The organism is Streptomyces sp. NPDC127097 (assembly GCF_042724075.1).
GTDB lineage: Bacteria > Actinomycetota > Actinomycetes > Streptomycetales > Streptomycetaceae > Streptomyces.
In genome coordinates, this window is sequence record NZ_JBHXFI010000034.1 from 1 (window position 1) to 21,145 (window position 21,145).

General features: G+C 72.7%; 21 protein-coding genes. 10 read left to right on the forward strand and 11 right to left on the reverse strand.

The features are described from left to right. Nucleotides 1-80 precede the first annotated feature (80 nt). Nucleotides 81-947, forward strand: coding sequence for an alpha/beta fold hydrolase (locus ACFWJW_RS24005; RefSeq protein WP_387244956.1), 867 nt, complete (start codon nucleotides 81-83; stop codon nucleotides 945-947). A gap of 146 nt (nucleotides 948-1,093) precedes the next feature. Beyond that, nucleotides 1,094-1,573: an SRPBCC domain-containing protein gene (locus ACFWJW_RS24010; RefSeq protein ID WP_387244959.1), complete on the forward strand. Its 480-nt coding sequence runs from the start codon at nucleotides 1,094-1,096 to the stop codon at nucleotides 1,571-1,573. A gap of 53 nt (nucleotides 1,574-1,626) precedes the next feature. Here ACFWJW_RS24010 and ACFWJW_RS24015 read toward each other — a convergent pair whose 3' ends face one another. Continuing rightward, on the reverse strand, nucleotides 1,627-2,553 hold the full coding sequence (locus tag ACFWJW_RS24015) for an NYN domain-containing protein (RefSeq protein WP_387244962.1): 927 nt from the start codon (nucleotides 2,551-2,553) through the stop codon (nucleotides 1,627-1,629). Nucleotides 2,554-2,755: 202 nt separating this feature from the next. Between ACFWJW_RS24015 and ACFWJW_RS24020 the strand changes: the two genes are divergently transcribed. Beyond that, complete coding sequence (locus ACFWJW_RS24020) at nucleotides 2,756-2,908, forward strand: hypothetical protein (protein ID WP_085925097.1); 153 nt, start codon at nucleotides 2,756-2,758, stop codon at nucleotides 2,906-2,908. Between the two features lie 125 nt (nucleotides 2,909-3,033). On the opposite strand, the gene ACFWJW_RS24025 is transcribed toward ACFWJW_RS24020, so the two are convergent. The 3 genes from ACFWJW_RS24025 to ACFWJW_RS24035 form a co-directional block, all read right to left on the reverse strand. Continuing rightward, the gene (locus tag ACFWJW_RS24025; RefSeq protein ID WP_387244965.1) at nucleotides 3,034-3,642 is read right to left on the reverse strand and encodes a MarC family protein; all 609 of its coding nucleotides are present in this window, start codon (nucleotides 3,640-3,642) and stop codon (nucleotides 3,034-3,036) included. A gap of 187 nt (nucleotides 3,643-3,829) precedes the next feature. Then, nucleotides 3,830-4,684, reverse strand: a complete 855-nt coding sequence (locus tag ACFWJW_RS24030; protein WP_387244968.1) for a PHP domain-containing protein — start codon at nucleotides 4,682-4,684, stop codon at nucleotides 3,830-3,832. 153 nt (nucleotides 4,685-4,837) lie between these two features. Beyond that, a complete protein-coding gene (locus ACFWJW_RS24035; RefSeq protein WP_387244971.1) occupies nucleotides 4,838-5,476 on the reverse strand; it encodes a DUF6758 family protein in 639 nt (212 codons plus the stop codon). Nucleotides 5,477-5,725: 249 nt separating this feature from the next. Between ACFWJW_RS24035 and ACFWJW_RS24040 the strand changes: the two genes are divergently transcribed. Next, nucleotides 5,726-6,985 (forward strand): MFS transporter, encoded by a 1,260-nt coding sequence (locus ACFWJW_RS24040; RefSeq protein ID WP_387244974.1) that lies wholly within the window; start codon nucleotides 5,726-5,728, stop codon nucleotides 6,983-6,985. Between the two features lie 131 nt (nucleotides 6,986-7,116). Here ACFWJW_RS24040 and ACFWJW_RS24045 read toward each other — a convergent pair whose 3' ends face one another. Further along, a complete protein-coding gene (locus ACFWJW_RS24045) occupies nucleotides 7,117-7,701 on the reverse strand; it encodes a suppressor of fused domain protein (RefSeq protein WP_387244976.1) in 585 nt (194 codons plus the stop codon). Nucleotides 7,702-8,204: 503 nt separating this feature from the next. On the opposite strand from ACFWJW_RS24045, the gene ACFWJW_RS24050 reads away from it, so the two are divergent. Continuing rightward, nucleotides 8,205-9,314, forward strand: coding sequence for a magnesium and cobalt transport protein CorA (locus ACFWJW_RS24050; protein ID WP_387244979.1), 1,110 nt, complete (start codon nucleotides 8,205-8,207; stop codon nucleotides 9,312-9,314). A 94-nt stretch (nucleotides 9,315-9,408) separates the two neighbouring features. Continuing rightward, complete coding sequence (locus ACFWJW_RS24055) at nucleotides 9,409-9,948, forward strand: hypothetical protein (protein WP_387244982.1); 540 nt, start codon at nucleotides 9,409-9,411, stop codon at nucleotides 9,946-9,948. Between the two features lie 72 nt (nucleotides 9,949-10,020). Here ACFWJW_RS24055 and ACFWJW_RS24060 read toward each other — a convergent pair whose 3' ends face one another. Then, the gene (locus ACFWJW_RS24060) at nucleotides 10,021-10,812 is read right to left on the reverse strand and encodes a hypothetical protein (RefSeq protein WP_387244986.1); all 792 of its coding nucleotides are present in this window, start codon (nucleotides 10,810-10,812) and stop codon (nucleotides 10,021-10,023) included. Nucleotides 10,813-11,006: 194 nt separating this feature from the next. Here ACFWJW_RS24060 and ACFWJW_RS24065 point away from each other — a divergent pair, with 194 nt between their 5' ends. From ACFWJW_RS24065 to ACFWJW_RS24075, 3 genes are read left to right on the forward strand one after another with little or no spacing between them, the layout of a single operon-like run. Continuing rightward, nucleotides 11,007-12,314, forward strand: coding sequence for a magnesium transporter MgtE N-terminal domain-containing protein (locus ACFWJW_RS24065; protein ID WP_387244989.1), 1,308 nt, complete (start codon nucleotides 11,007-11,009; stop codon nucleotides 12,312-12,314). Beyond that, entirely contained in the window at nucleotides 12,304-12,888 is a 585-nt protein-coding gene (locus tag ACFWJW_RS24070; protein WP_387244991.1) for a DUF1003 domain-containing protein, read from the forward strand. The genes ACFWJW_RS24065 and ACFWJW_RS24070 overlap by 11 nt, the downstream gene beginning before the upstream one ends. A 42-nt stretch (nucleotides 12,889-12,930) precedes the next feature. Beyond that, nucleotides 12,931-14,091: an Mrp/NBP35 family ATP-binding protein gene (locus ACFWJW_RS24075; RefSeq protein ID WP_387244994.1), complete on the forward strand. Its 1,161-nt coding sequence runs from the start codon at nucleotides 12,931-12,933 to the stop codon at nucleotides 14,089-14,091. Between the two features lie 89 nt (nucleotides 14,092-14,180). Here the strand turns inward: ACFWJW_RS24075 and ACFWJW_RS24080 are convergent, their stop codons facing one another. The 5 genes from ACFWJW_RS24080 to sigE all read right to left on the reverse strand — a co-directional run bounded on the left by ACFWJW_RS24080 (nucleotide 14,181) and on the right by sigE (nucleotide 20,089). Then, complete coding sequence (locus tag ACFWJW_RS24080; RefSeq protein WP_387244997.1) at nucleotides 14,181-14,825, reverse strand: hypothetical protein; 645 nt, start codon at nucleotides 14,823-14,825, stop codon at nucleotides 14,181-14,183. Between the two features lie 119 nt (nucleotides 14,826-14,944). Continuing rightward, nucleotides 14,945-15,424 (reverse strand): sec-independent translocase, encoded by a 480-nt coding sequence (locus tag ACFWJW_RS24085; protein WP_387245000.1) that lies wholly within the window; start codon nucleotides 15,422-15,424, stop codon nucleotides 14,945-14,947. A gap of 116 nt (nucleotides 15,425-15,540) precedes the next feature. Continuing rightward, the gene (locus ACFWJW_RS24090) at nucleotides 15,541-17,490 is read right to left on the reverse strand and encodes a trypsin-like peptidase domain-containing protein (protein ID WP_387245155.1); all 1,950 of its coding nucleotides are present in this window, start codon (nucleotides 17,488-17,490) and stop codon (nucleotides 15,541-15,543) included. Between the two features lie 965 nt (nucleotides 17,491-18,455). Next, a complete protein-coding gene (locus tag ACFWJW_RS24095; RefSeq protein WP_387245003.1) occupies nucleotides 18,456-19,406 on the reverse strand; it encodes an anti-sigma factor family protein in 951 nt (316 codons plus the stop codon). Further along, nucleotides 19,403-20,089, reverse strand: a complete 687-nt coding sequence (sigE, locus tag ACFWJW_RS24100; protein ID WP_387245006.1) for an RNA polymerase sigma factor SigE — start codon at nucleotides 20,087-20,089, stop codon at nucleotides 19,403-19,405. Before sigE ends, ACFWJW_RS24095 begins: the two co-directional genes overlap by 4 nt. 285 nt (nucleotides 20,090-20,374) lie before the next feature. Between sigE and ACFWJW_RS24105 the strand changes: the two genes are divergently transcribed. Then, nucleotides 20,375-21,058, forward strand: a complete 684-nt coding sequence (locus tag ACFWJW_RS24105) for an O-methyltransferase (RefSeq protein ID WP_042148253.1) — start codon at nucleotides 20,375-20,377, stop codon at nucleotides 21,056-21,058. Nucleotides 21,059-21,145 lie beyond the last annotated feature (87 nt).

Below are 21,145 nucleotides of genomic sequence, written 5' to 3' on the forward strand. Positions count from 1 at the left end.
ACCCGGACCCGCCCCGCGCGGGTGCCGGGTCGTCGGCGTCCCGGCCCCGTTTTGCCGCCCGGCCCGGATAACCTCACCCCATGAGCAGGCCGCCCATCCTCACGTTGCCCCCGTGCGCCCGTGCGTACCGACTCGACACCGAGCGCGGCTCCTTCGCCGTGCACGACGCCCGGCCCGAGGCCGCACCGATCGGCACCGCCCTGTTGGTGCCCGGATTCACCGGCAGCAAGGAAGACTTCCTCGCCCTGCTGGCGCCGCTCGCCGCGGCCGGGTTCCGGGCGGTCGCGGTGGACGGCCGCGGCCAGCACGAATCCCCCGGGCCGCGCGAGGAACCGGCTTACGCACAACGGGAGTTGGCGCTCGATGTGCTGGCACAGGTACGGGCCGTGCGGGAGCCGGGCAGCGGGCCGGTCCATCTGCTGGGGCACTCGCTGGGCGGCCTGATCACCCGGGCCGCGGTGCTGCTGGACGCCTCCCCGTTCCGTTCGCTGACCGTGCTCAGCTCCGGGCCCGCGGCCATCGAGGCGGCCCAGCAGGCCCGGGTGCGGATGCTGATCGACGCGCTCGGCCGGCTCGACATGGAGAGCGTCTGGCGGGCGATGCGCGAACTGGATCCCCCGGAGGCGGCGGACGCGGCGACCCCGCCGGAGATCGGCGCGTTCCTGCACCGTCGTTGGCTGAACACCGTGCCCGAGCAGCTGATCGCGACCGGCCGGCAGATGCTGGAGGAGCCCGACCGGGTGGCGGAGCTGGCCCGTACGGGGCTGGCCACCCATGTCGTCTCCGGAGCCGTCGACTATGCCTGGCCGGTGGCGTGGATGGATGCGATGGCCGAGCGGCTGTCCGCCCGGCGCACCGTCATCGAGGGCGCCGAGCACTCCCCCAACGCCGAGCGTCCGGAGAAGACGGCCGAGGCGCTGGCGGGGTTCTGGAGCGGGGTGGGCTGAGGACCGGTCCGCCCGGGCCGCCGCCGTTCCGGGTGGGCCGAGCGGGCGGTGTCGCCAGGACAGCGCCCGGCGGTTCGGCGAGCATCGAGGAAGGCGGGCCGGCACCGGCGCCCGGCCCGCACCGGCTTCGTACGAAGGGCTCCCCCATGACCGAGAATCCGGCGACACCGGACGACACCGAGGGCGGCCCGCACGGCATCGCGCTCACCCGGACCTTCGATGCCCGCCGTGAGCTGGTCTTCGAGGCGTGGACCAGGCCGGAGCACTTCGGGTACTGGTTCGGCGGGGAGCTGGCGGTGCCGGCCGACCGGATGACGATGGATCCCCGGCCCGGCGGGGTCTGGAGTCTGGTGATGCAGACCCCGGACGGCGGTGAGCTGCCGTTCTCCGGGGTCTACCGGGAGGTCGCGCCCCCGGAGCGGCTGGAGTTCACCCTCAAGGACGCGAGCGCGCCGGACGGCATCGAGGGCGAGATCGTCCGGGTCACCCTGACCGACCTCGGGGACCGCACGGAGATGGCCTTCCGTCAGCTCGGCGGGAATCTCACCGCCGAGCAGTACCGCCAGGCGGAGGCGGGCTGGTCGGGCTTCTTCGACCGTCTCACGGAGCTGCTCGCGCGGGCCTGAGCCCGGCCTTCCCCCGGGCCGGACGCCGAAGGGACGCGCCTCCGGAACGCCCGCTAATACTGCCCCTGTACGTGATCCCAGAAGCCGTCGCGCAGCACCCGGCGCAGATCGGCGTGGCCACGCAGGGAGTGCCGCAGCAGCGCCTCCGAAGCGGTCAGGAGTTCCTGGTCGACGGCGCCGGGCAGATAGGGATGACCGGGGAGCAGTCCGGCCATCCACTCGCGGCCGCGTTCCGACAGCCACTGGGCGGCGACCTGCGCGCCGACGAAGCGCACGTCCTCGCGGCTGGGCGCCGGGCCCTCGCCCACCGTCTGCTCGGCGCACTCGACGCCGGCCCGCCGGGTGACGTACGGCTTGCAGAACTCCAGGTCGAAGGTGCGGGTGCTGTCGACCTCCCACAGCAGCGGCTCGGCCTGATTGCGGCCGCCGGAGGCTTCGATGCCCCACAGGTGCACCCGTGCCCCGTAGCCCTGGGCGGCCTCGACCGCGGAGACCAGGTCCTCGTCGCCGCCGATCAGCACCGCGTCGCTGATCGCCCGGTGCCGGGCCAGCGACTCCAGGTCCGAGCGGATCAGGGAGTCGACGCCCTTCTGCTGGTTGTTGGCGTTGAGGTTGCCGAGCCTGACCTTCACGTCGGGCAGCTCGGCGATCCGCTGCTGCTCCTGGGTGTGGATGCGGCGGCGGGCGCCGTCGTACCAGTAGACGCGCAGCAGCCGACTGTCCGGGAAGATCATCCGGGCCCTGTCGATGAAGGCTTCGATGAGCCCTTCCGCGTCCAGGTCGAAGGCTTTGCGGTCCTCCGTGCCGGCGACCAGCCGTCCTGCCGCGGCGTAGACATAGCCCGCGTCCACGAACGCCGCGTGGGTGGACGGTGTGGTGGCGACCTCGGCGAGCACCCGGGTGAGCAGCTCGTTGGTGCGCTCGATCCCGGCGGCGAGCGCGGTGAGGTCGGTGGGGCCCGTGGGCTGGACGTCATTCATACCGGACCCATTGTCCGGGTGGTCACTCTGCGGGCACAACCGTTCTCGGGCAGGCGTACTTAGGCCGTCGAAATTTTTCTTTAGCGTAGGGAATGATTGCACTGGGCAGGACGTTCTCCCTGTATGGAGCGCCCGGCAGTGACGCCGGGCAGCACCGACCCAAGGAGTTCTCCGCAGGAGGATCAGACGAAGGGAGAAGCCGTTGCGCTTCGAGATCATGCGCCTGGACGATGTCGATGGCACCGCCGTGGACAGCACCGTCGTGGACGCCGCCTCCGTCAACCGGATCGTGCAGCAGGCCGCCTCAACCGGCCAGCGCATCTATATCCGCCCGGCCGACACCGCCGTCCGTTAACACCCTTTCCGCCGCCCGGTAACGCACCGGACCGGCAGCCGGCCGCGATCGGCCGCAGCACACCAGCGCCCCCGTACGCACAGGTCGTACGGGGGCGCCGCGCGTGGCACGGCGGTACGCCGGCCTCAGGCCGCCGCCTGGATCACCTGGAGGACGCCGTTGATGATCTGCTGCACGGCGAGCGCGGAGAGCATCATGCCCGCCAGCCGCGTGACCAGGACCACTCCGCCGTCCTTGATCACGCGGATGATCACCAGCGAGAACCGCATCACCAGGTACAGCACCACATGGATCGCCGCGATCGCCGCCCAGACGGAGATCTGCGCGGCGACACCGTGGGCGTGCTGCACCGCGAGGATCACCGACACGATCGCTCCGGGCCCGGCCAGCAGCGGCATCCCCAGCGGCACCAGCGCCACATTGACGTCCTTGGTCTGGGTCGGCTCCTCCGACTTCCCGGTCAGCAGATCCAGCGCGACCAGCAGGAGCAGCAGACCGCCCGCGATCATCAGCGCGGGCGTGGAGATGTGCAGCCGCCCCAGGATCTGCCGGCCGAAGAGGCCGAAGAGGGCGATGACGCAGAAGGCGACGGCGGCGGCCTGCCAGGCCATCCGGCGCTGCACCTTGGCCGGCCGGCCGGAGGTCAGGGCCAGGAAGATCGGGGTGATGCCCGGCGGATCCATGATCACGAACAGGGTGACGAAGAGAGTACTGAAGACGGCGATGTCGAACACGGTGATGGCCTTGCGAGAGGTGGTACGGGAGGAACCACGGACCGGCGCGGTGGGCGCGGGCCCGTAAGGAGGGGGTGATGGGGCGGCGGGCAGGCAGGGGCCTGCGCCTCGCCCGGACGGAGAACGGCCCGGTAGGTGACGGTCCGGCGGACCGGGGCACGTGGTGCGGCAGCCGGCCGCGGCGGACTCAGCCGCCGGTGCCGGGGACGGGGAAGGCGCCGGTCGCGCGGCGCACGATCTCGCCGTAGATCTCGGGGTCGGTGGTGTATTCGCCGAGGCGGCAGGTCTTACGGCTGCCGTGGTAGTCACTGGAGCCGGTGGTCAGCAGGCCGAGGTCGGCGGCCATCCCGCGCAGCCGCGCGCGGGTCGGGGCGTCGTGGTCCATGTGGTCGACCTCGATCCCGTCGAGGCCGGCCGCGGCGAGTTCGGCGATCGCGCTGTCCGGTACGCAGCTGCCGCGCTTGACGGCCAGTGGATGCGCGAAGACGGTGACCCCGCCCGCCGCCTTGACCAGCCGGATCGCGTCGAACGGATCGAGCTCGTGCTTCTCCACGTACGCCCGGCCGTCGTTGGCGAGCCAGTCGGCGCAGAACGCGTCGGAGACGGAGGGGACCACACCCAGGTCGACGAGGGCGGTGGCGATGTGCGGCCGCCCCACGGCGCCGTCCCCGGCGATCCGGGCGACCTGCTCCCAGGTGATGGGCACTCCGAGGTCCCGCAGCTTGGCGACCATGCCCTTCGCCCGCGGCACCCGGTCGTCCCGCACCAGCTCGCGCTCGCGGGCGAGCTCCGGCTCCTCGGGGTCGAAGAGGTAGGCGAGCACGTGGAGGCTCACCCCGTCGAGCCGGCAGGAGAGTTCGGCGCCGGTGATCAGCGTCAGCCCCGCGGGCAGCGCCGCCCGCGCCTCGGCGTGGCCGCCGACGGTGTCGTGGTCGGTCAGCGCGACGACGTCCAGCCCGCTGGCCGCGGCGTTGCGCACCAGCTCGGCGGGGGTGTCCGTACCGTCGGAGGCCGTGGAGTGGGTGTGCAGATCGATGCGCACGACGCGGACTCCAGACTGCTGCGGACGGACGGGGGGACGGGGCCCGGGAAACACCGGGGGCAGGTACACCGTAAGGGGACCTCAGAAGGATACCGGGCGGCCGGGTGGCACCCGGCCCCGGCGAAACGGCGCCCGATGGTCGCCCCTTGCCCCTCAGCCCAGAATCCGCGGCGAGAGCGCCCCGCACGGCAGCAGATCCACCTCGGCGCCGGCCTCGCGCAGATCGGTCAGCACCAGCTCGTCGTACATCATCAGCCCCGACTGCTCGGGCCAGGCGATCGCCCAGAGCCACAGCCCGCGCGCCTCGCCCGCGAACACCGCCCGGTCCGGGGGCGTGTCCTCGAGGTGCCACAGCGGGGTCGGGCGGCCGGCGGCGAGCACCTTGCCGTGCGGGTGCTTGTCGACGCAGAGGTGCGGGCCGGGGTCGGGGCCGTCGATACCGGCGTAGCGCGCGCCGAGTCCGACGCCCAGTTCCTCGGCGATCAGCAGCAGTTCGCCGGGACCGCCGAGCGGGCCGGGGCCCGTACAGGCCACCGCGGTCGCCCGGCCGCCACTGCGGTCGTCGCCGGCGCAGGCCACACCCGTGAACAGCCAGCCGACCGGAAGCGGCCAGGGCATCCATACGGGCACCTGGGCGCGGTGCACGACAACGCCGAGCGCCTCGACGCTCGGCGGGACGACCGGCTGGAGCGGATGCACGGTGCCGTGCAGGGCGCACTGCCAGGTGTCGGAGAAGAGACCGGGCGCCCTTACCCGGCCTCCGCACTTCGGGCAACTGGGTTCGCCCCTCATAGGGACCAACGGTCCTCCAGCCCCGCCGCCGCGTCAAGGACGATCACCCGACCGGTGTGCCCCGAATCACTTACGCCGGCGCGCACTTGACCGCATCCCGGGCCCGTTCACGCCCACCCGAAAACTAGTTGCAGCTTGCATTCTTTAGATCGCCTAACTTATTGTGTGTAAACATCAACGATCTCGGCGGCCGCGCCGGCCGCCACGGACCAGGGATACGCAACCGGCAACAGGAAGGGGAACCGCAGCATGAGCGGCACGAAGAGCGGCGGCCACGGTGGCGCGGACGATCCGTTCGAGGAGGGCGGCACCTCCCTGCTCCGCCAGCCGAAGGCCGTCTGGGCCACGGCGGGCGCCTCGGTCGTGGCCTTCATGGGCATCGGCCTCGTCGACCCGATCCTCCCCTCGATCGCCCGGGGCCTGCACGCCACCAACAGCCAGGTCTCCCTCCTCTTCACCTCCTACTTCCTGATCACCGCGGTCGCGATGCTGGTCACCGGCTTCGTCTCCAGCCGCATCGGAGGCCGTAAGACGCTGCTGGCCGGGCTGGCGCTGGTGGTGGTCTTCGCGGCGCTCTCCGGTATGTCGGGGTCGGTCGGCGAACTGGTCGGCTTCCGGGCGGGCTGGGGCCTGGGCAACGCCCTGTTCGTCTCGACGGCGCTGGCGGTCATCGTGGGCGCGGCGGCCGGCGGGAGCAGCGCGGCGATCCTGCTGTACGAGTCCGCGCTGGGGCTCGGGATGGCCTGCGGCCCGCTGCTGGGCGCGGTCCTCGGTGACCTGAAGTGGCGCTACCCGTTCTTCGGGACCGCCGTCCTGATGGCCGTCGGCTTCGTCGCCATCACGGCCTTCCTCAAGGAGCAGCCGAAGCCCGCCGCCAAGACCTCGCTCCTCGCCCCGGTCAAGGCGCTCGGCCACGGCGGGCTGGCCGCCACCGCCATGGCCGCCTTCTTCTACAACTACGCGTTCTTCACGGTGCTGGCCTTCACCCCGTTCGTGCTGAACATGTCCCCGTACGCGTCGGGCGGGGTCTTCTTCGCCTGGGGCGTGCTGCTCGCGGTGTTCTCGGTGATCGTGGCGCCCCGGCTCCAGCGCCGCTTCGGCTCGCTGAAGGTGCTGTGTGCCTCGCTGCTGCTGCTCGCCGCCGATCTGGTCGTACTGGGCTACGGCGACCACACCACCGCCGTCGTGTGCACCGTCCTGGCCGGCGCCTTCATCGGCCTGAACAACACCGTCTTCACGGAACTGGCGCTGGGCGTCTCGGACGCGCCGCGCCCGGTGGCGAGCGCCGGCTACAACTTCGTGCGCTGGTTCGCGGCGGCGGCCGCGCCGTTCCTCGCGCCCAAGATCGAGGAGTGGACCGATGTCCACCTCCCCTTCGTGGTCGCGGCCGTCGCCGCGGTGCTCGGCGCCGGCATCGTCGCCGTCCGGCGCCGGGCGCTGACCACCGGGGCCGAGACGCAGGCGCCGCAGCACGCGACGGAGGACGGGGTCACCGCCTTCGCCCGGTGAGTCACCCCGGGGCCACCCCGCCTCGTCCTGCCCGTCCCGCAGCCAAACTGACGCCCCGTCGGCCTCTTCCCAGAGAACCGACGGGGCGTACCGCGGCCGACGGGGCGTACCGCGTGCCGGCAGCGCGCGGATCAGTCGAGCGGCACGCCCGTGCGCAGCGGGTCGCGCAGATCCGTGCCGTGCTCCAGCCAGCGCTTCTCCAGGGCCTCGGCGCCGTGCACCCGTTTCCAGGCCGCCTCGTTGGGCGTCATCGGCAGCAGCGGCAGAAAGCGGACCGGCTCCCTCGGCTCGTCCAGTTCGAGGTCCTCGACGAGCCCCCCGGGCGCCGCGACCAGCACCGAGGTGAACGTCGCCCCCGGCCACAGCGGTTCACCCACGTCCAGCGAGGCACCGGGCGCCACCACCACGCCCTCGACCTGCGGGGACGCGGCGAGCACGGCGAGCGGCCGGAGCGCCTTGTCGGTGTCGGCGAGACCGCCCCGTACGGACAGCACGAGTTCGGCGCGCGGGCCGCGCAGGGGATCGGCCACTACGGTCGTGGGGTCGGCCATCGGCTGCGCGGACATCCCGAGCGTGGCGTAACGGACCACCCCGCTGTCCACGAAGCGGAGGACCTCGATACGGTCGGTCCCGAGGAAAGTGACGGCGGCGCGCGCGTCCGGCTCGCCCAGGGCGGTCCGCAACCGGGCCTCGACCAGCTCAAGAACGTCAGACATGGCGCGAGCATACGGCCGGGCACCCGTTCGGCCGTCACCCCTCCATGTGCTGCTGTGCGGCGGCCCCCGTTCTTCGTATGGAACGGGCAAAGCGGCACCGCAACGCTTCAGGCGGCTGATAGCCTTGCCGTCTGGTCAGGGAATGACGTCGTCCCCCAACGGGGACCGGCCGGAGGAGGTGGGGCTGCGGTGGATCCGAGTCGACCGTGCAGTACCGATAGTTCTCCCGTCATTGCCCTCGCGCAGCGAATCTCCTGATCCGAGAGCTTCCGTACCCCGCCGCTCAGCGGTGAAACCAGGGAAGCACCTTTGCGCCGGAAGTAGATGCCGGAAGAGCGCCTTCGACTCTTTGTTCCGTGTTTTCTGCGAACTGCCGTCAGTGCCCCCGCACGGAGCGCCGCCCGCTTTGCGGACGTACAGCCGATGTCGCCTCGTACGTCCACGTTCCGGGCAGCGTTGCCCCCCGCGCCCGCGCTGACGGCCGGCCCGTGAAGGAGCCTGCCATGTCGATGATCCGCGACCTGCGCGCCGCCGTCCGTCCGTCCCGGCGTCGCGACGACCGTCCGTACCCCTATGAGTCCGCCCCGGCCTGTGTGAACAGCGCCATCGTCGACTGCGGTGTCTACCGCGAGGGCCGCCGGGTGAGCGAGCACGTCACCCCGGCCGAGGCGATGGCCAGCGTGCGGTCCGAGGGCGGCTTCGCCTGGATCGGCCTGCATGAGCCGACCGAGGCCGAATTCGCCGGTATCGCCCAGGAGTTCGGGCTGCACCCGCTCGCCGTCGAGGACGCCGTGCACGCCCACCAGCGGCCCAAGCTGGAGCGTTACGACGAGACCCTGTTCACGGTCTTCAAGACGGTCCACTACGTCGAGCACACCGAGCTGACCGCGACCAGCGAGGTCGTGGAGACCGGCGAGGTGATGTGCTTCACCGGCCGGGACTTCATCGTGACCGTGCGGCACGGCGGCCAGGGCTCGCTGCGCGCGCTGCGGCACCGCCTTCAGGACGACCCGGAGCTGCTGGCCAAGGGGCCGTCCGCGGTGCTGCACGCCATCGCCGATCAGGTCGTCGACGGCTATATGGCGGTGGCCGGCGCGGTGCAGGACGACATCGACGAGGTGGAGATCGACGTCTTCAGCTCCGGCACCAACGGCAAGGGCTCCCCGAAGGGCGGCGACGCCGGGCGGATCTACCAACTCAAGCGTGAGGTGCTGGAGTTCAAGCGGGCGGTGTCGCCGTTGCTGCGGCCGATGCAGCTGCTGAGCGAGCGTCCGATGCGGCTGGTGGACTCCGACATCCAGAAGTACTTCCGGGATGTCGCCGACCACTTGGCGCGGGTCAGTGAGCAGGTGCTGTCCTTCGACGACCTGCTCAACTCCATCCTTCAGGCCAATCTCGCGCAGGCCGCCGTCGCGCAGAACGAGGACATGCGCAAGATCACGGCATGGGCGGCGATCTTCGCCGTACCGACGATGATCGCCGGGATCTACGGCATGAACTTCGACTACATGCCGGAGACGCACTGGGAGTACGGCTACCCCGCGGTGCTGGTGGTGACGGCCGCGATCTGTGTCGGCATCCACCGCGGGTTCAAGCGCAACGGGTGGCTGTGAGCCGGCGCCGGGCGGGGCGCCGCCCGCGCGTCCGCGCATCTCAGCGCCTGGGCGGCCCCGGTCGCCCCGGGGCGGGGCGATTAGGCTGAGCCGTATGACGGAGACCGTGTCGCAGGCCCTGCACGATCGGGCGCTCATCGAAGAGGCCACGAAGAAGTCCGGCCTCATCTGGGTACGGGGGACGGCCGGCCCGTCCCGTGCGCTGTGGCATCTGTGGCTCGACGGAGCCGCCTGCCTCATCGGGGACGGCGCCGGCGAGCAGCCGCTGGACGGCCTCGGGCTGGCCGACGGCGGGACGGCGACGGTCACCGTCCGCAGCAAGGACAAGGGCGGCCGGCTGGTCGCCTGGCAGGCCCGGGTCGTCGAGCTGGCGCCGGAGAGCGAGTCCTGGCGGGCCGCGGTCGACGAGCTCAAGGGCAAGCGGCTGAACGCACCGGACGCGGACACCCTCACGGAGCGCTGGGCGCGCGAGTGCCGGGTGCTGCGGCTGGAGCCGACCGGGGAGACCACGCAGCGCCCCGGCCAGATGCCCGAGGAGTCGCACGCCGAGCCGCCCCTGGCGAGCCCCGCGATCACCCGGCGCCCCGTCCCGGCCGCGCTGCCGAAGCTGCTGCGGCGGGGGCGCAAGGGCTGAGCCCCGGGCGGCCGTCAGGGGCCCGGCCGGTGCGCGACGGGGCGACAGGCCCTGGCTGGCTACAGGCCCTGGCTAGCTGCCGGACCCGCCGGAGATCCGGGTGCCGTAGTCCACGACCTGGTCCTTGTCCGGGGCCTTGAGGTCCACGCTCTTGCCCCAGTCACCCATCCGCACCACGCCCGCGCCACCGGCCCGGTGCAGCCGCAGCGGATAGGGCGTGCCCTCCAGCGAGACATCGAGGGTGCCGCCGGAGCCCGCGCCGGCGGTGAGCCGGATGGTGCGGACCCCGTCGAGGTCACCGCGGTCACCGGAGGTGAGCTTGCCGTGCAGGCCGAGCAGACCGGCGAGCAGGGTGTCCTTGTCGGTGAAGCCGCTGAAGCGCTTGTAGACCGGGTCCTTGGCGGGCACCTTGACGTATTTGCCGCCGAGCTTCCGCGCCGCCGCCTGGTCGGGGGTGCCCGACCTGCCGCCCTTCTCACCGGCCCAGAAGGCCGCGTCCGCCTTCAGATAGAGGGACTCGCCGACCCGCAGCAGCTGGAAGGCGGCCGCCTTGGTGGTCAGCTCGCCCTTGGCGCCGTCCTTGGCCAGGCTCATGTCGAGCTTGTAGGTGCGGCCCTGGCTGACGACGTTGCCGGAGAGGTGCACCGTCTCGGCGCGCTGGGCCGCGGCCCGCGCCTTGGCCTCGACCTTCGCGGCGGGCAGCTTTCCCATGCCGTTGGTGCCGGCGTCCGGATCGGCTTCCCCGCCGCAGCCGGTCAGCGCCACGGCCAGTGCCGCGCAGGCCGCCCCCACGAGCGCAGCCCGTCCCGTACGACGGGTCGCGGGCAGGGGTCGGGGGCCGGACCCCGGGGGGATTGCGCTCACGTCGGCTCTGCCTCCTGATGCGGGTGACCTCGACAGCAGTACGGCAGCGTACCTGGGCGCGCAGGGTCTTCGGCGGGCTGTGTGGCGGTCACCCTACGGCCTCTTCCACCGGGGCGGCGCGGAGCCGGGCGCGTTAGCCTGAACCCGGATTGATGCCTTATTTCGGGCCGAACGGGAGAAGGGCGGCGCTCCGCATGGCAGTCGTGACGCCCCGGGTCTTCGTCTCCCACCTCGCCGGCAGCGCCGTCTTCGACCCCCACGGCGACCAGGTCGGCCGGCTGCGGGACCTCGTCGCGCTGCTCCGGGTCGGCGACCGTCCGCCGCGGCTGCTCGGCGTGGTCGTCGAGGTGATCAGCCGACGCCGGATCTTCGTGCCCATGACACGGGTGACGGGTGTGGACTCCGGCCAGATCGTCATCACCGGCGTGGTCAACATGCGGCGCTTCGAACAGCGGGCGTCCGAGACGCTGGTGCTCGGCGAGCTGCTCGACCGGCGGGTGCGGCTGGTGGAGACCGGTGAGGAGGTCACCGTCCTCGACATCGGCATCACCCAGCTGCCGGCCCGCCGTGACTGGGAGATCGACAAGGTCTTCGTGCGGAAGGGGAAGGGCGGGGCGCTGCGCCGCAAGGGAGAGGCGCTGACCGTGGAGTGGTCGGCGGTGACCGGCTTCTCGCTGGAGGAGCACGGGCAGGGCGCGGAGAGCCTGCTGGCCACGTTCGAACAGCTGCGGCCCGCCGACCTGGCCGGAGTGCTGCACCATCTCTCCGCCAAGCGGCGGGCCGAGGTCGCCGCGGCACTCGACGACGACCGGCTCGCCGACGTCCTGGAGGAGCTGCCGGAGGACGACCAGGTGGAGATCCTCGGCAAGCTGAAGGACGAGCGGGCCGCCGACGTCCTGGAGGCGATGGACCCGGACGACGCCGCCGATCTGCTCTCCGAGCTGCCGGAGGAGGAGAAGGAGCGGCTGCTGGCGCTGATGCAGCCGGAGGAGGCCGCGGATGTCCGGCGGCTGATGTCGTACGAGGAGCGGACCGCGGGCGGGCTGATGACCACCGAGCCGATCGTGCTGCGGCCGGACGCCACCGTCGCGGACGCGCTGGCCCGGGTCCGCGATCCGGATCTGTCCCCCGCCCTGGCCGCCCAGGTCTATGTCTGCCGGCCCCCGGACGAGACCCCCACCGGCAAGTACCTGGGCCTGGTGCACTTCCAACGGCTGCTGCGCGACCCGCCGTTCACCCTGGTCAGCTCGATCGCCGACACCGATCTGCCGGCCCTGCCGCCGGACACCCCGCTGCCGGAGGTGACCAGCTATCTGGCCGCGTACAACATGGTCGCCGCACCGGTCGTGGACGAGAGCGGGGCCCTGCTGGGCGCGGTCACCGTCGATGACGTGCTGGACCATCTGTTGCCGGACGACTGGCGGGAAGACGGGCTGCACGGCTCGGCGACCGACGGACTGACCGGCAACGGCCGCCTCGGGGAGGCCGCGCATGGGCGCTGAGGAGCGGGACGGCGGCAGGGAACAACGGTCGCGGGCGAACGGCGCCTCCGCGCTGCGCCGGGGTGCCGTGGACCGGCCCCGGGTGCGCCTCGACCAGCCGCGCGCCCCGCGCCGTACGTTCCTGCCCGAATACGACCCGGAGGCGTTCGGGCGGCTCTCGGAGAAGATCGCCCGCTTCCTGGGGACCGGCCGCTTCATCGTCTGGATGACCTTCACCATCATCGTGTGGGTCATCTGGAACACCACCGCGCCCGGCGGGCTGCGGTTCGACCAGTACCCGTTCATCTTTCTGACGCTGGCGCTGTCGCTCCAGGCGTCGTACGCCGCGCCGCTGATCCTGCTGGCGCAGAACCGCCAGGACGACCGCGACCGGGTCACCCACGAGCAGGACCGCAAGCAGAACGAGCGCTCCATCGCCGACACCGAGTATCTGACCCGGGAGATCGCGGCGCTGCGGCTCGGGCTCGGCGAGGTCGCCACCCGCGACTGGATCCGCTCCGAGCTCCAGGACATGCTCCGGGACCTGGACCTGCGGCAGCCGGCTGACGCGGAGAGTGACGAACGCGACCGCTGACGGCCTTTCCGGAGGCCGCCTCATGAGCCGTACCATCGGGTCATGGCTACCGACACGCCTTATGGCGCCACCCCGAGCGAGGACGCGGTCCGCGAAGCGCTCGCGACGGTGAACGACCCCGAGATCCACCGCCCCATCACCGAACTGGGGATGGTCAAATCGGTGGACATCGCGGCGGACGGCGCGGTGGCGGTCGTGGTCTATCTGACCGTCTCCGGCTGCCCGATGCGCGAGACGATCACCAACAACGTGCGCGAGGCCGTCGAGCGGGTCGAGGGCGTCACCTCCGTCACCGTCGAGCTGGACGTGATGAGCGACGAGCAGCGCAAGGAGCTGGCGACCTCGCTGCGCGGCGGCACCGCCGAGCGTGAGGTGCCGTTCGCCCAGCCCGGTTCGCTGACCCGGGTCTACGCGGTCGCCTCCGGCAAGGGCGGCGTCGGCAAGTCGTCGGTGACGGTCAACCTCGCCGCGGCGATGGCGGCCGACGGCCTGAAGGTCGGTGTCGTGGACGCCGACATCTACGGCCACTCGGTGCCCCGGATGCTCGGCGCCGACGGCAGGCCCACCCAGGTCGAGAACATGATCATGCCGCCGTCGGCGAACGGCGTGAAGGTCATCTCGATCGGCATGTTCACCCCCGGCAACGCCCCCGTCGTCTGGCGCGGCCCGATGCTGCACCGCGCGCTCCAGCAGTTCCTCGCCGACGTCTACTGGGGCGACCTGGACGTGCTGCTGCTGGACCTGCCCCCGGGCACCGGCGACATCGCCATCTCGGTGGCCCAGCTCGTCCCGAACGCCGAGATCCTCGTGGTCACCACCCCGCAGCAGGCCGCGGCCGAGGTCGCCGAGCGGGCCGGTTCGATCGCCGTGCAGACCCACCAGAAGATCGTCGGCGTGGTCGAGAACATGTCCGGGCTGCCCTGCCCGCACTGCGACGAGATGGTCGATGTCTTCGGCACCGGCGGCGGCGAGCGGGTCGCCGAGGGTCTGACGAAGACGACCGGTACCCAGGTGCCGGTGCTCGGCGCCATCCCGATCGATGTCCGGCTGCGCGAGGGCGGCGACGAGGGCAAGCCGGTCGTGCTGACCGACCCCGACTCCCCCGCCGGCTCGGCGATCCGCACCATCGCGGGCAAGCTGGGCGGCCGCCAGCGGGGCCTGTCCGGTATGTCGCTGGGGATCACGCCGCGCAACAAGTTCTGAGACGGGGGCCGGCGCCGGCTCCCGGATGACGCGGAAAGGGGCGGGCCCGTATGGGTCCGCCCCTCGCTGTGAGCCCGCTCGGGCCCCGGTCAGCCCTCGTAGGCGGACAGGTCCTTGATCACCGAGAACCCCAGCCCGTACGCGCTCATGCCCCGCCCATAGGCGCCGATGTGGACGTCCTCGGAGCCTTCGCTCGCCGAGCCGGCCAGCACCCAGCCGTACTCGGACTCGCGGTAGGCGAACGACGTGGGCACCCCGTCCACCGGCAGCATCAGCTCGCTCCAGCTGCCGCCGCCGAGATCGTCGGCCAGCTCCCAGGCGAGCATCGTCTGCTGGTCCAGCCAGTCCTGGCGCAGCGTCCGGTCCATCTGGGTCGGCCAGGTCTGGGCGAGCAGCCCCGACCCGGCGAGCCAGGCGGCCGTCGAGACCGAGGTCGCCTCCAGGACGCCGGTGCCGTCACCACTGCGCCGCACGGGGCGGCTGGCGACCGTCACCACGACCGCGAACCGCTCGTCCTGCGGCGGTTCCACCTTGATGGTGGGCTCCGCACCGTGCCCGGTGGCGCCGTGCTCGACGGTGCCGTCCGCGGCCGCGCCGACCTGCATCAGCCAGCGCGGACCGGTGAATGCCTCGTCGAGGCCGTACCACGGGAACGCGGCCAGCAGATAGCCGTCGACCTTCCGGCCGGCGCCGGCGGCCGCCTCATGTGTCGCTGACGGACTGGTCGTCTCCATCTGCGCGGAGCCTCCTTGTTGCCCTGCGTCGTGGGCGGCCCGCCCCCCTCAGGCGACCGAACCCCGGACACCCGGAGCATAGCCATAGGCTTCCACACAGACAGTCATACCGGTGTGTGTCAGGTGGCGTCGGCGTCGAACGGCGGACGCTCGTCCGGCTGAGCGGCCTTCTTGACCATGTCGGGGCGACCGGCGGAGGCGGCCGGGGACTCCTTGGACAGGCTCGGACCCGAGCCGTTCGAGGGCGTGGCGGAGGAAGCGCTGTCCTGGCCGTGGACGGCGTCGGTGACCTCGGCCATCTCCTTCTTCAGGTCGAAGCCGTTACGGATCTCCTGAAGGTCCTTGAGGCCGTACTCGTCCTTCTCCAGGACGTGCTTGCGCACGAAGTTCTTGGGCTTGAGGTCCTCGAACTCGAAGTCCTTGAACTCCGGCCCCAGCTCGCTGCGGATGTCTTCCTTGGCGCTGTCCGAGAACGCCCGGACCTTGCGGACGAAGGACATGACGTCCTGAATGACCTTGGGGAGCTTGTCCGGGCCGAAGATGAGCACGGCAAGGATCACGAGCGCCACCAGCTCGAGGGGTCCTATGTCGAAGAACACCTTGCAGCTCCTTGGGTTATCCGGGGCCTTCGGTGGCCTAGGGGCCAGGCCGCCTATCACGGTACCTGGCCCCACACGTCGGACGGGAGTCACCCGTACCAACACCGTGCAAACGATCAGCCCGTGCTGGAGGAACCCAGGCTGAGCCGGACGGACCGCTCCTTGCCGCCCCTTTGGACGGTCAGCACCAGCGTGTCGCCGGGCCGGTGGCTGCGGATCTTGACGATCAGCTCCTCGCCGCTGTGCACGGGGGCGCCGTCGACCTTGGTGATCACATCGCCGGCCTTGATCCCGGCCTTGGCGCCGGGGCCGCCCGGGAGGACCGGCTGCCGGCCGTCCTTGCCGCCCTCGCTGACCCGCGCCCCGTCGCCCGCGTACTCCATCTCCAGCGTCACGCCGATCACCGGGTGTGTCGCCCGGCCGGTGTTGATCAGCTCCTCGGCCACCCGCTTGGCCTGGTTGATGGGTATGGCGAAGCCCAGCCCTATGCTGCCGCCCTGGCCCTGGCTGTCGCCGTCCGGGCCGCCGCCGCTGTCGGCCGCGCGGATGGCGCTGTTGATGCCGATCACCCGCGCCTTGGCGTCCACCAGCGGACCGCCGGAGTTGCCCGGGTTGATGGGGGCATCGGTCTGAAGGGCGTCCACGTACGACACATCGCTGCCGTCGCCCTTCTGGCCGCCCGCGGTGATCGGGCGCTGCTTGGCGCTGATGATCCCGGCCGTGACGGTGTTGGCGAGGTCGAACGGTGCGCCGATCGCCACCACCGGGTCGCCGACCCGCACCGAGTCGGAGTTGCCGAGCGTGAGCGGCCGCAGCCCCGCCACGCCCTCCACCTGGACGACGGCGAGGTCGTAGCCGCCGTCCCGCCCGACGACCTTGGCCTTGGCCGTCTGGCCGCCGCTGAAGGTCACCGAGATCTCGCCGCCGCTGCCGGCCGGTTCGACCACGTGGTTGTTGGTGAGGATGTGCCCCTGGTGGTCGAGGACGAAGCCGGTGCCGGTCCCCTGCTCGGCGCTGCCCCGCACGTGGAGGGTGACCACCCCCGGCAGCGCGGTCTGCGCGATCCCGGCCACGCTGTCGGGCTTACGGCCCCCTTCATCGGCCCCGGACTGCGACAGCTTGATGTCGCTGAGCCCGCCATAACGCTCGACATACGCACCGATGCCACCCCCGACACCCCCCGCGAGCAGGGCCAGCGCCACCGCACCGGCCACCAGCGGCCCCCGCCGCCCACGCCGCCCGGCCACCGGCGCCCCGGGCCCACCCTGCAACGGCGCACTCCAGGGGTCGTATTGGTGCCAGGCGTTTTGGGGGGTGGGGTTGGGGGTGGGGTTGTGGTTGGGGGTGGGGGTCGGGCCGGGGCCGTTGGGGCCGGGGTGCGGGGCGGAAGCGTGGGGGGTGGGGTGCTGGCCGGTGGGGCCAGGCTGCTGGCCGGTGGCGCCGGGCTGCGGGCCGGACGCGTGGGGCGCGGTCGCCGAGGCCGGGCCGTGGTCGCCGGGGCCGGGCGTGCCGGGCTGCGGGCCGGACGCGTAGGGCGCGGTCGCCGAGGCCGGGCGGGGGCCGCCGTCGCCGGGGTGGGGGATGAAGGCGCCGTCCGTGCCTTCCGGCGGCGCGTCGGGGCCGCCGGCCGCCGGGCCGGACGCGACATCCATGGAGGTGCTCTGCGGGCCGGTGGCCCCAGGGGCAGCGGCCTGCCCGGGGGCGGGCTGCGGGGCGGCGGTCTTCTGGAGACCCGGCCGGTGGGGTACGGCCGGGTCGGCGGCGGGCCGGGGGTGTGCGGCGTCGGCCGCCCCGGCCGGGTGCGGCTGCTCGGCGCCCGTGGCGAGCGGCGACCCCTCTCCGCTCGTGCCGGACGGCGCGGCGGGCGCGGGTGCCTGCGGCGGGCCCGGGTAAGCCGCGGCGGGCTGCGCGGCGGCCGGGGCACCGTACGGGGGCAGCGGCCCGGCCTGCGGCGGAAGCACCGTGCCCTGTGCGGGGGTCACCATCGGCCGCTGCACGGGCGGCGCGGGCGCCCAGGGCCCGGGACCGCCGTAGGGAGGTGTGCCGTACGGGTCCTCGGCGTGCAGGGGCTGCTGGGGCGCAGCGGCCGGGGGCTCGGTCGGCGCGGGGGCGGCGGACGGTATGGGGGTGGGGGCCGGCGGGGTGGTCGTGGTGGCGGGTGCGGTGGCGGCCGGCGTGGCCGCGGCGGCTGGGATGGCGGCGTGTGCGGGCGCCTCGGGCGATACCGGAGCGGCCTCGTCCGGTGCGGCCTCGCGCACCCGCCCGAGCGTCACGGTCCCCGGGTCCGGCCGCGCACCGCCGGCCCGGCCGTCCACGGCGGCGGACGCCTGATCCGATCCGGCCCCGACGGTCTCCTGATCCGATCCGGCCCCGGCGGTCGCCCGGTCCGGTCCGGCCCCGGCTGTCGCACCCGGCGCCCCCGTCAACTCATCGGCGGGACCGGCTACTTCGGCCGTCCCGGCAGCGCCGGGCGAGCCGGGCGCCCCGGGCGCCCCGGGCGCGACCGTGCCGTTCCGCGGCTGCGGCGGGCGCACGGTCCAGTCCTCCTCCTGCTGCCCGGCGGACGTGCCCGGCACGTGGGGCAGCCGGGCGGTCACCGCCTCGGCCGCGCCGGCCACGTCGGCCGCATCGGCCGCGTTGCCCACCGTGGCACCGGACGGCCCGGATCCGGCCGGCGAACCCGCCGCTGCGCCCGGTACGTCCCCCCGCTCCGGCGGACGCACCACCCAGTCCCCACCGCTCTGGTGCACGTCGGACGTGCCGGAGTTCTCGGTCCGCGTCCCGTCCGACGGGCTCCCGGCGGGCGGCACCGTCTGCGGGCCGGCCTCGGCGGACGGTTCCGAGCCCGCGTTGCTCCCCGGACGGCTCCACCACTTCAGCTTCGACCCGGCGGCCTTACCGTCGTCCATGCTCTCCCCAGAGTTCGCCCGCGTCGTGCGCGGGCCACCACCACCTCGCGGACGCGCCCGGTCAGGGGTGCGCCGCCCCACAGCGATTCAACCAGTTCCGTGTGGGGCCGCGCAGGGGACGGTCAGCGTGGGGCGGGGGCTCCGCCCTTGGCGGAGGGGCCCGCCGCGGCCGCGGAGCCGATCAGCGGACGCTTGGGCTCCAGCGGTGGGAGCGCCGGCGGGTTCTTCCGCACCGGGGAGTTGCCGGTGGCGGTGGTCAGGGGCGCGAGGTGATACGGCGACGCCGGACCGCCCCCGGCTATCAGCGGCGAGAGGCCGAAGCGACCGGCCGGCGCGGACGCGGGTGCCGACGCCGACGCATAGGGGCCGGGGGGCGCCGCATCGGGGGCGTACAGGGCCATGGCGCTGGGGGCCGGGGCCAGGGTCGGGCCGCCGGACGGCTGCCGGCCGGCGGAGTTCTTGGCGGCGAACTCCGCGCCGCGGAGCAGGGAACCGCTGTCGGCGGCCGGGCTGACGCTGAGCGGGGTGACGGCCGTGCCGCCGCCGTCGACGCGTCCGCCGGGCAGGTCGACGGCCGCTTCCAGCGGAAGGGCGCCGCCCAGCGCGAAGGCCGCGAGCGAGACCGCACCGGCCGCCGCGAAGGCGAACCGCCGCCGCTGCGCGGGACGGTCGACTTCGTGCACCCGGAAGCCGCGGCCGCGCTGGGTGGGAAGCGCCGCCATGGCATGGCCGGAGTGACCGCCGGAGGGGACATAGCGGAACGTGCCGCCGCCGGCGAAGTCGCCCCGTCCGAGGGCGCCGTTGCCGAGCCGGCTGCCGGGCCCGTCGGGGTCGCCGCCGGGCAGTTGCTGGAGACGCGCCAGCAGGCCCTCGGACGGCCCGGGGGGTGCCGCCTGGGCGAAGACGTTTTTCAGCCGACGCTGGGCGTCGGCCTCCGCCTTGCATTTACCGCAGGTCGCAAGATGCGCGAGCACCCGCTCGCGCGCGTCATGCCCCAACTCGCCGTCGACCAGGGCCGCAAGGCGGTCGCCGAGATGCTGCTCGGCGGGGGACGGACCGCCGTTGGCGCTCACGCGATCCCGACCTCCTGCGAGGGCACCACGGCCAGCGAGCGCCGCTGCTCGCGCTCTTCGGCGCGGGTGGCCGGGGCCCGGTGCTTGAGGGACTTGCGCAGATGGGAGCGGCCACGGTGGATCCGGCTGCGGACCGTGCCCAGCTTGACGCCGAGCGTCGCGGCGATCTCCTCGTAGGACAGGCCCTCGATGTCGCACAGCACGACCGCGGCGCGGAACTCCGGCGCCAGGGTGTCCAGCGCCTGCTGCACATCGGCGTCGAAGTGGGTGTCGTTGAAGTGCTGCTGCGGGGAGGGCTCGCGGCTGGGGAGCCGCTCGGCCGCGTCGTCACCGAGCGCGTCGAAGCGAATACGCTGGCGGCGCCGGACCATGTCCAGGAAGAGGTTGGTCGTGATGCGGTGCAGCCAGCCCTCGAAGGTGCCGGGGGTGTACGTCGACAGCGAACGGAAGACGCGGACGAACACCTCCTGGGTGAGGTCCTCGGCGTCGTGTTGATTGCCGGTGAGGCGGTAGGCGAGGCGGTAGACCCGTGCGCTGTGGGTGCTGACGATCTCCTCCCAGCTGGGCGGAGTCCACGCCTGCGCATCCGCGTCTGCGGCAAAGGTCGCGGTGGTCGCGGAGTCGGAGGCCCCTCCCATGCCCTTCGGGCCATGAGGGCGGAAACGGTCAGCAGTGTTTGTCACGGATTTCGGCTCGGCGAACGACCTTTTCAAGCGCCTCAGCACCCCTCGGTCACCCGCCGCAGCCGCACCTCCCCTGGTGGCTCTGGTGGTGTCCAGTAGAGCCCCTACCATATCCACCTCGCCCGTTAGCTCCGGATAAGCAGTTTTGACCTGCATTTGGTCCTGCTTCTCGCCTTGGTTCGCGTCTCGCGCGGTCGTCACCGTGCATCCCCCCGTCATCCCGCTACCCCTCCTTAACGTCCAGTCCCATCTGCGGGTTCCCGCACGCAGCGGATACAGTCACGGTTGCGTCAACTACGGGGACAGGAGAGGGCCATTACCGGCAACCGGCAGACGAGCTTGGCATTCGCCGAGGCGTACGGCGCCGGGACCATCGACGACAGCGCCGAGGCCGCCCTGCACTGGTCCCGTGACCGCGCACGGGAAGCCGGTATCCGCACGGTGACCACCGGCACCGGCTCGGCCCTCCGTCTGCTCGCCGCCGCCGTGGACGCCAAGGCGGTCGCCGAGATCGGCACCGGCACGGGCGTGTCGGGCATCTACCTCCTGCACGGCATGCGGCCCGACGGGGTGCTGACCACCGTGGACCTCGAACCCGAGCGGCAGGCGTTCGCCAAGCAGGCGTTCCGTGCGGCGGGCTTCGCCGGCAACCGCGCCCGCTTCATCCCGGGCCGCGCCCTGGACGTGCTGCCCCGGCTCGCGGACGGCGGATACGACCTCGTGTACTGCGACGGCGACCTGATGGAGTGCTTGGAGTACCTCGCTGAATCGTTGCGTCTGCTGCGCCCCGGCGGCCTGGTCTGCTTCGAGGGCGTCTTCGCGGACGGCCGTACGGTCGATTCGGCGGTGCAGCCCGCGGAGGTACTGCGCCTGCGGGAACTCCTGCGGGCCGTAAGGGAGAGCACGACCCTCGTGCCGTCCCTGTTGCCGGTCGGTGACGGACTGCTCTGCGCCGTCAAACGCGGTTGACCCACCCGGCACCGGAGGGACGAAACGGCCCCGGGCCGCGGCGCCCCCGCACCGCCCGCCCCCGTCCGGGGGCGGGGGGATACCAGT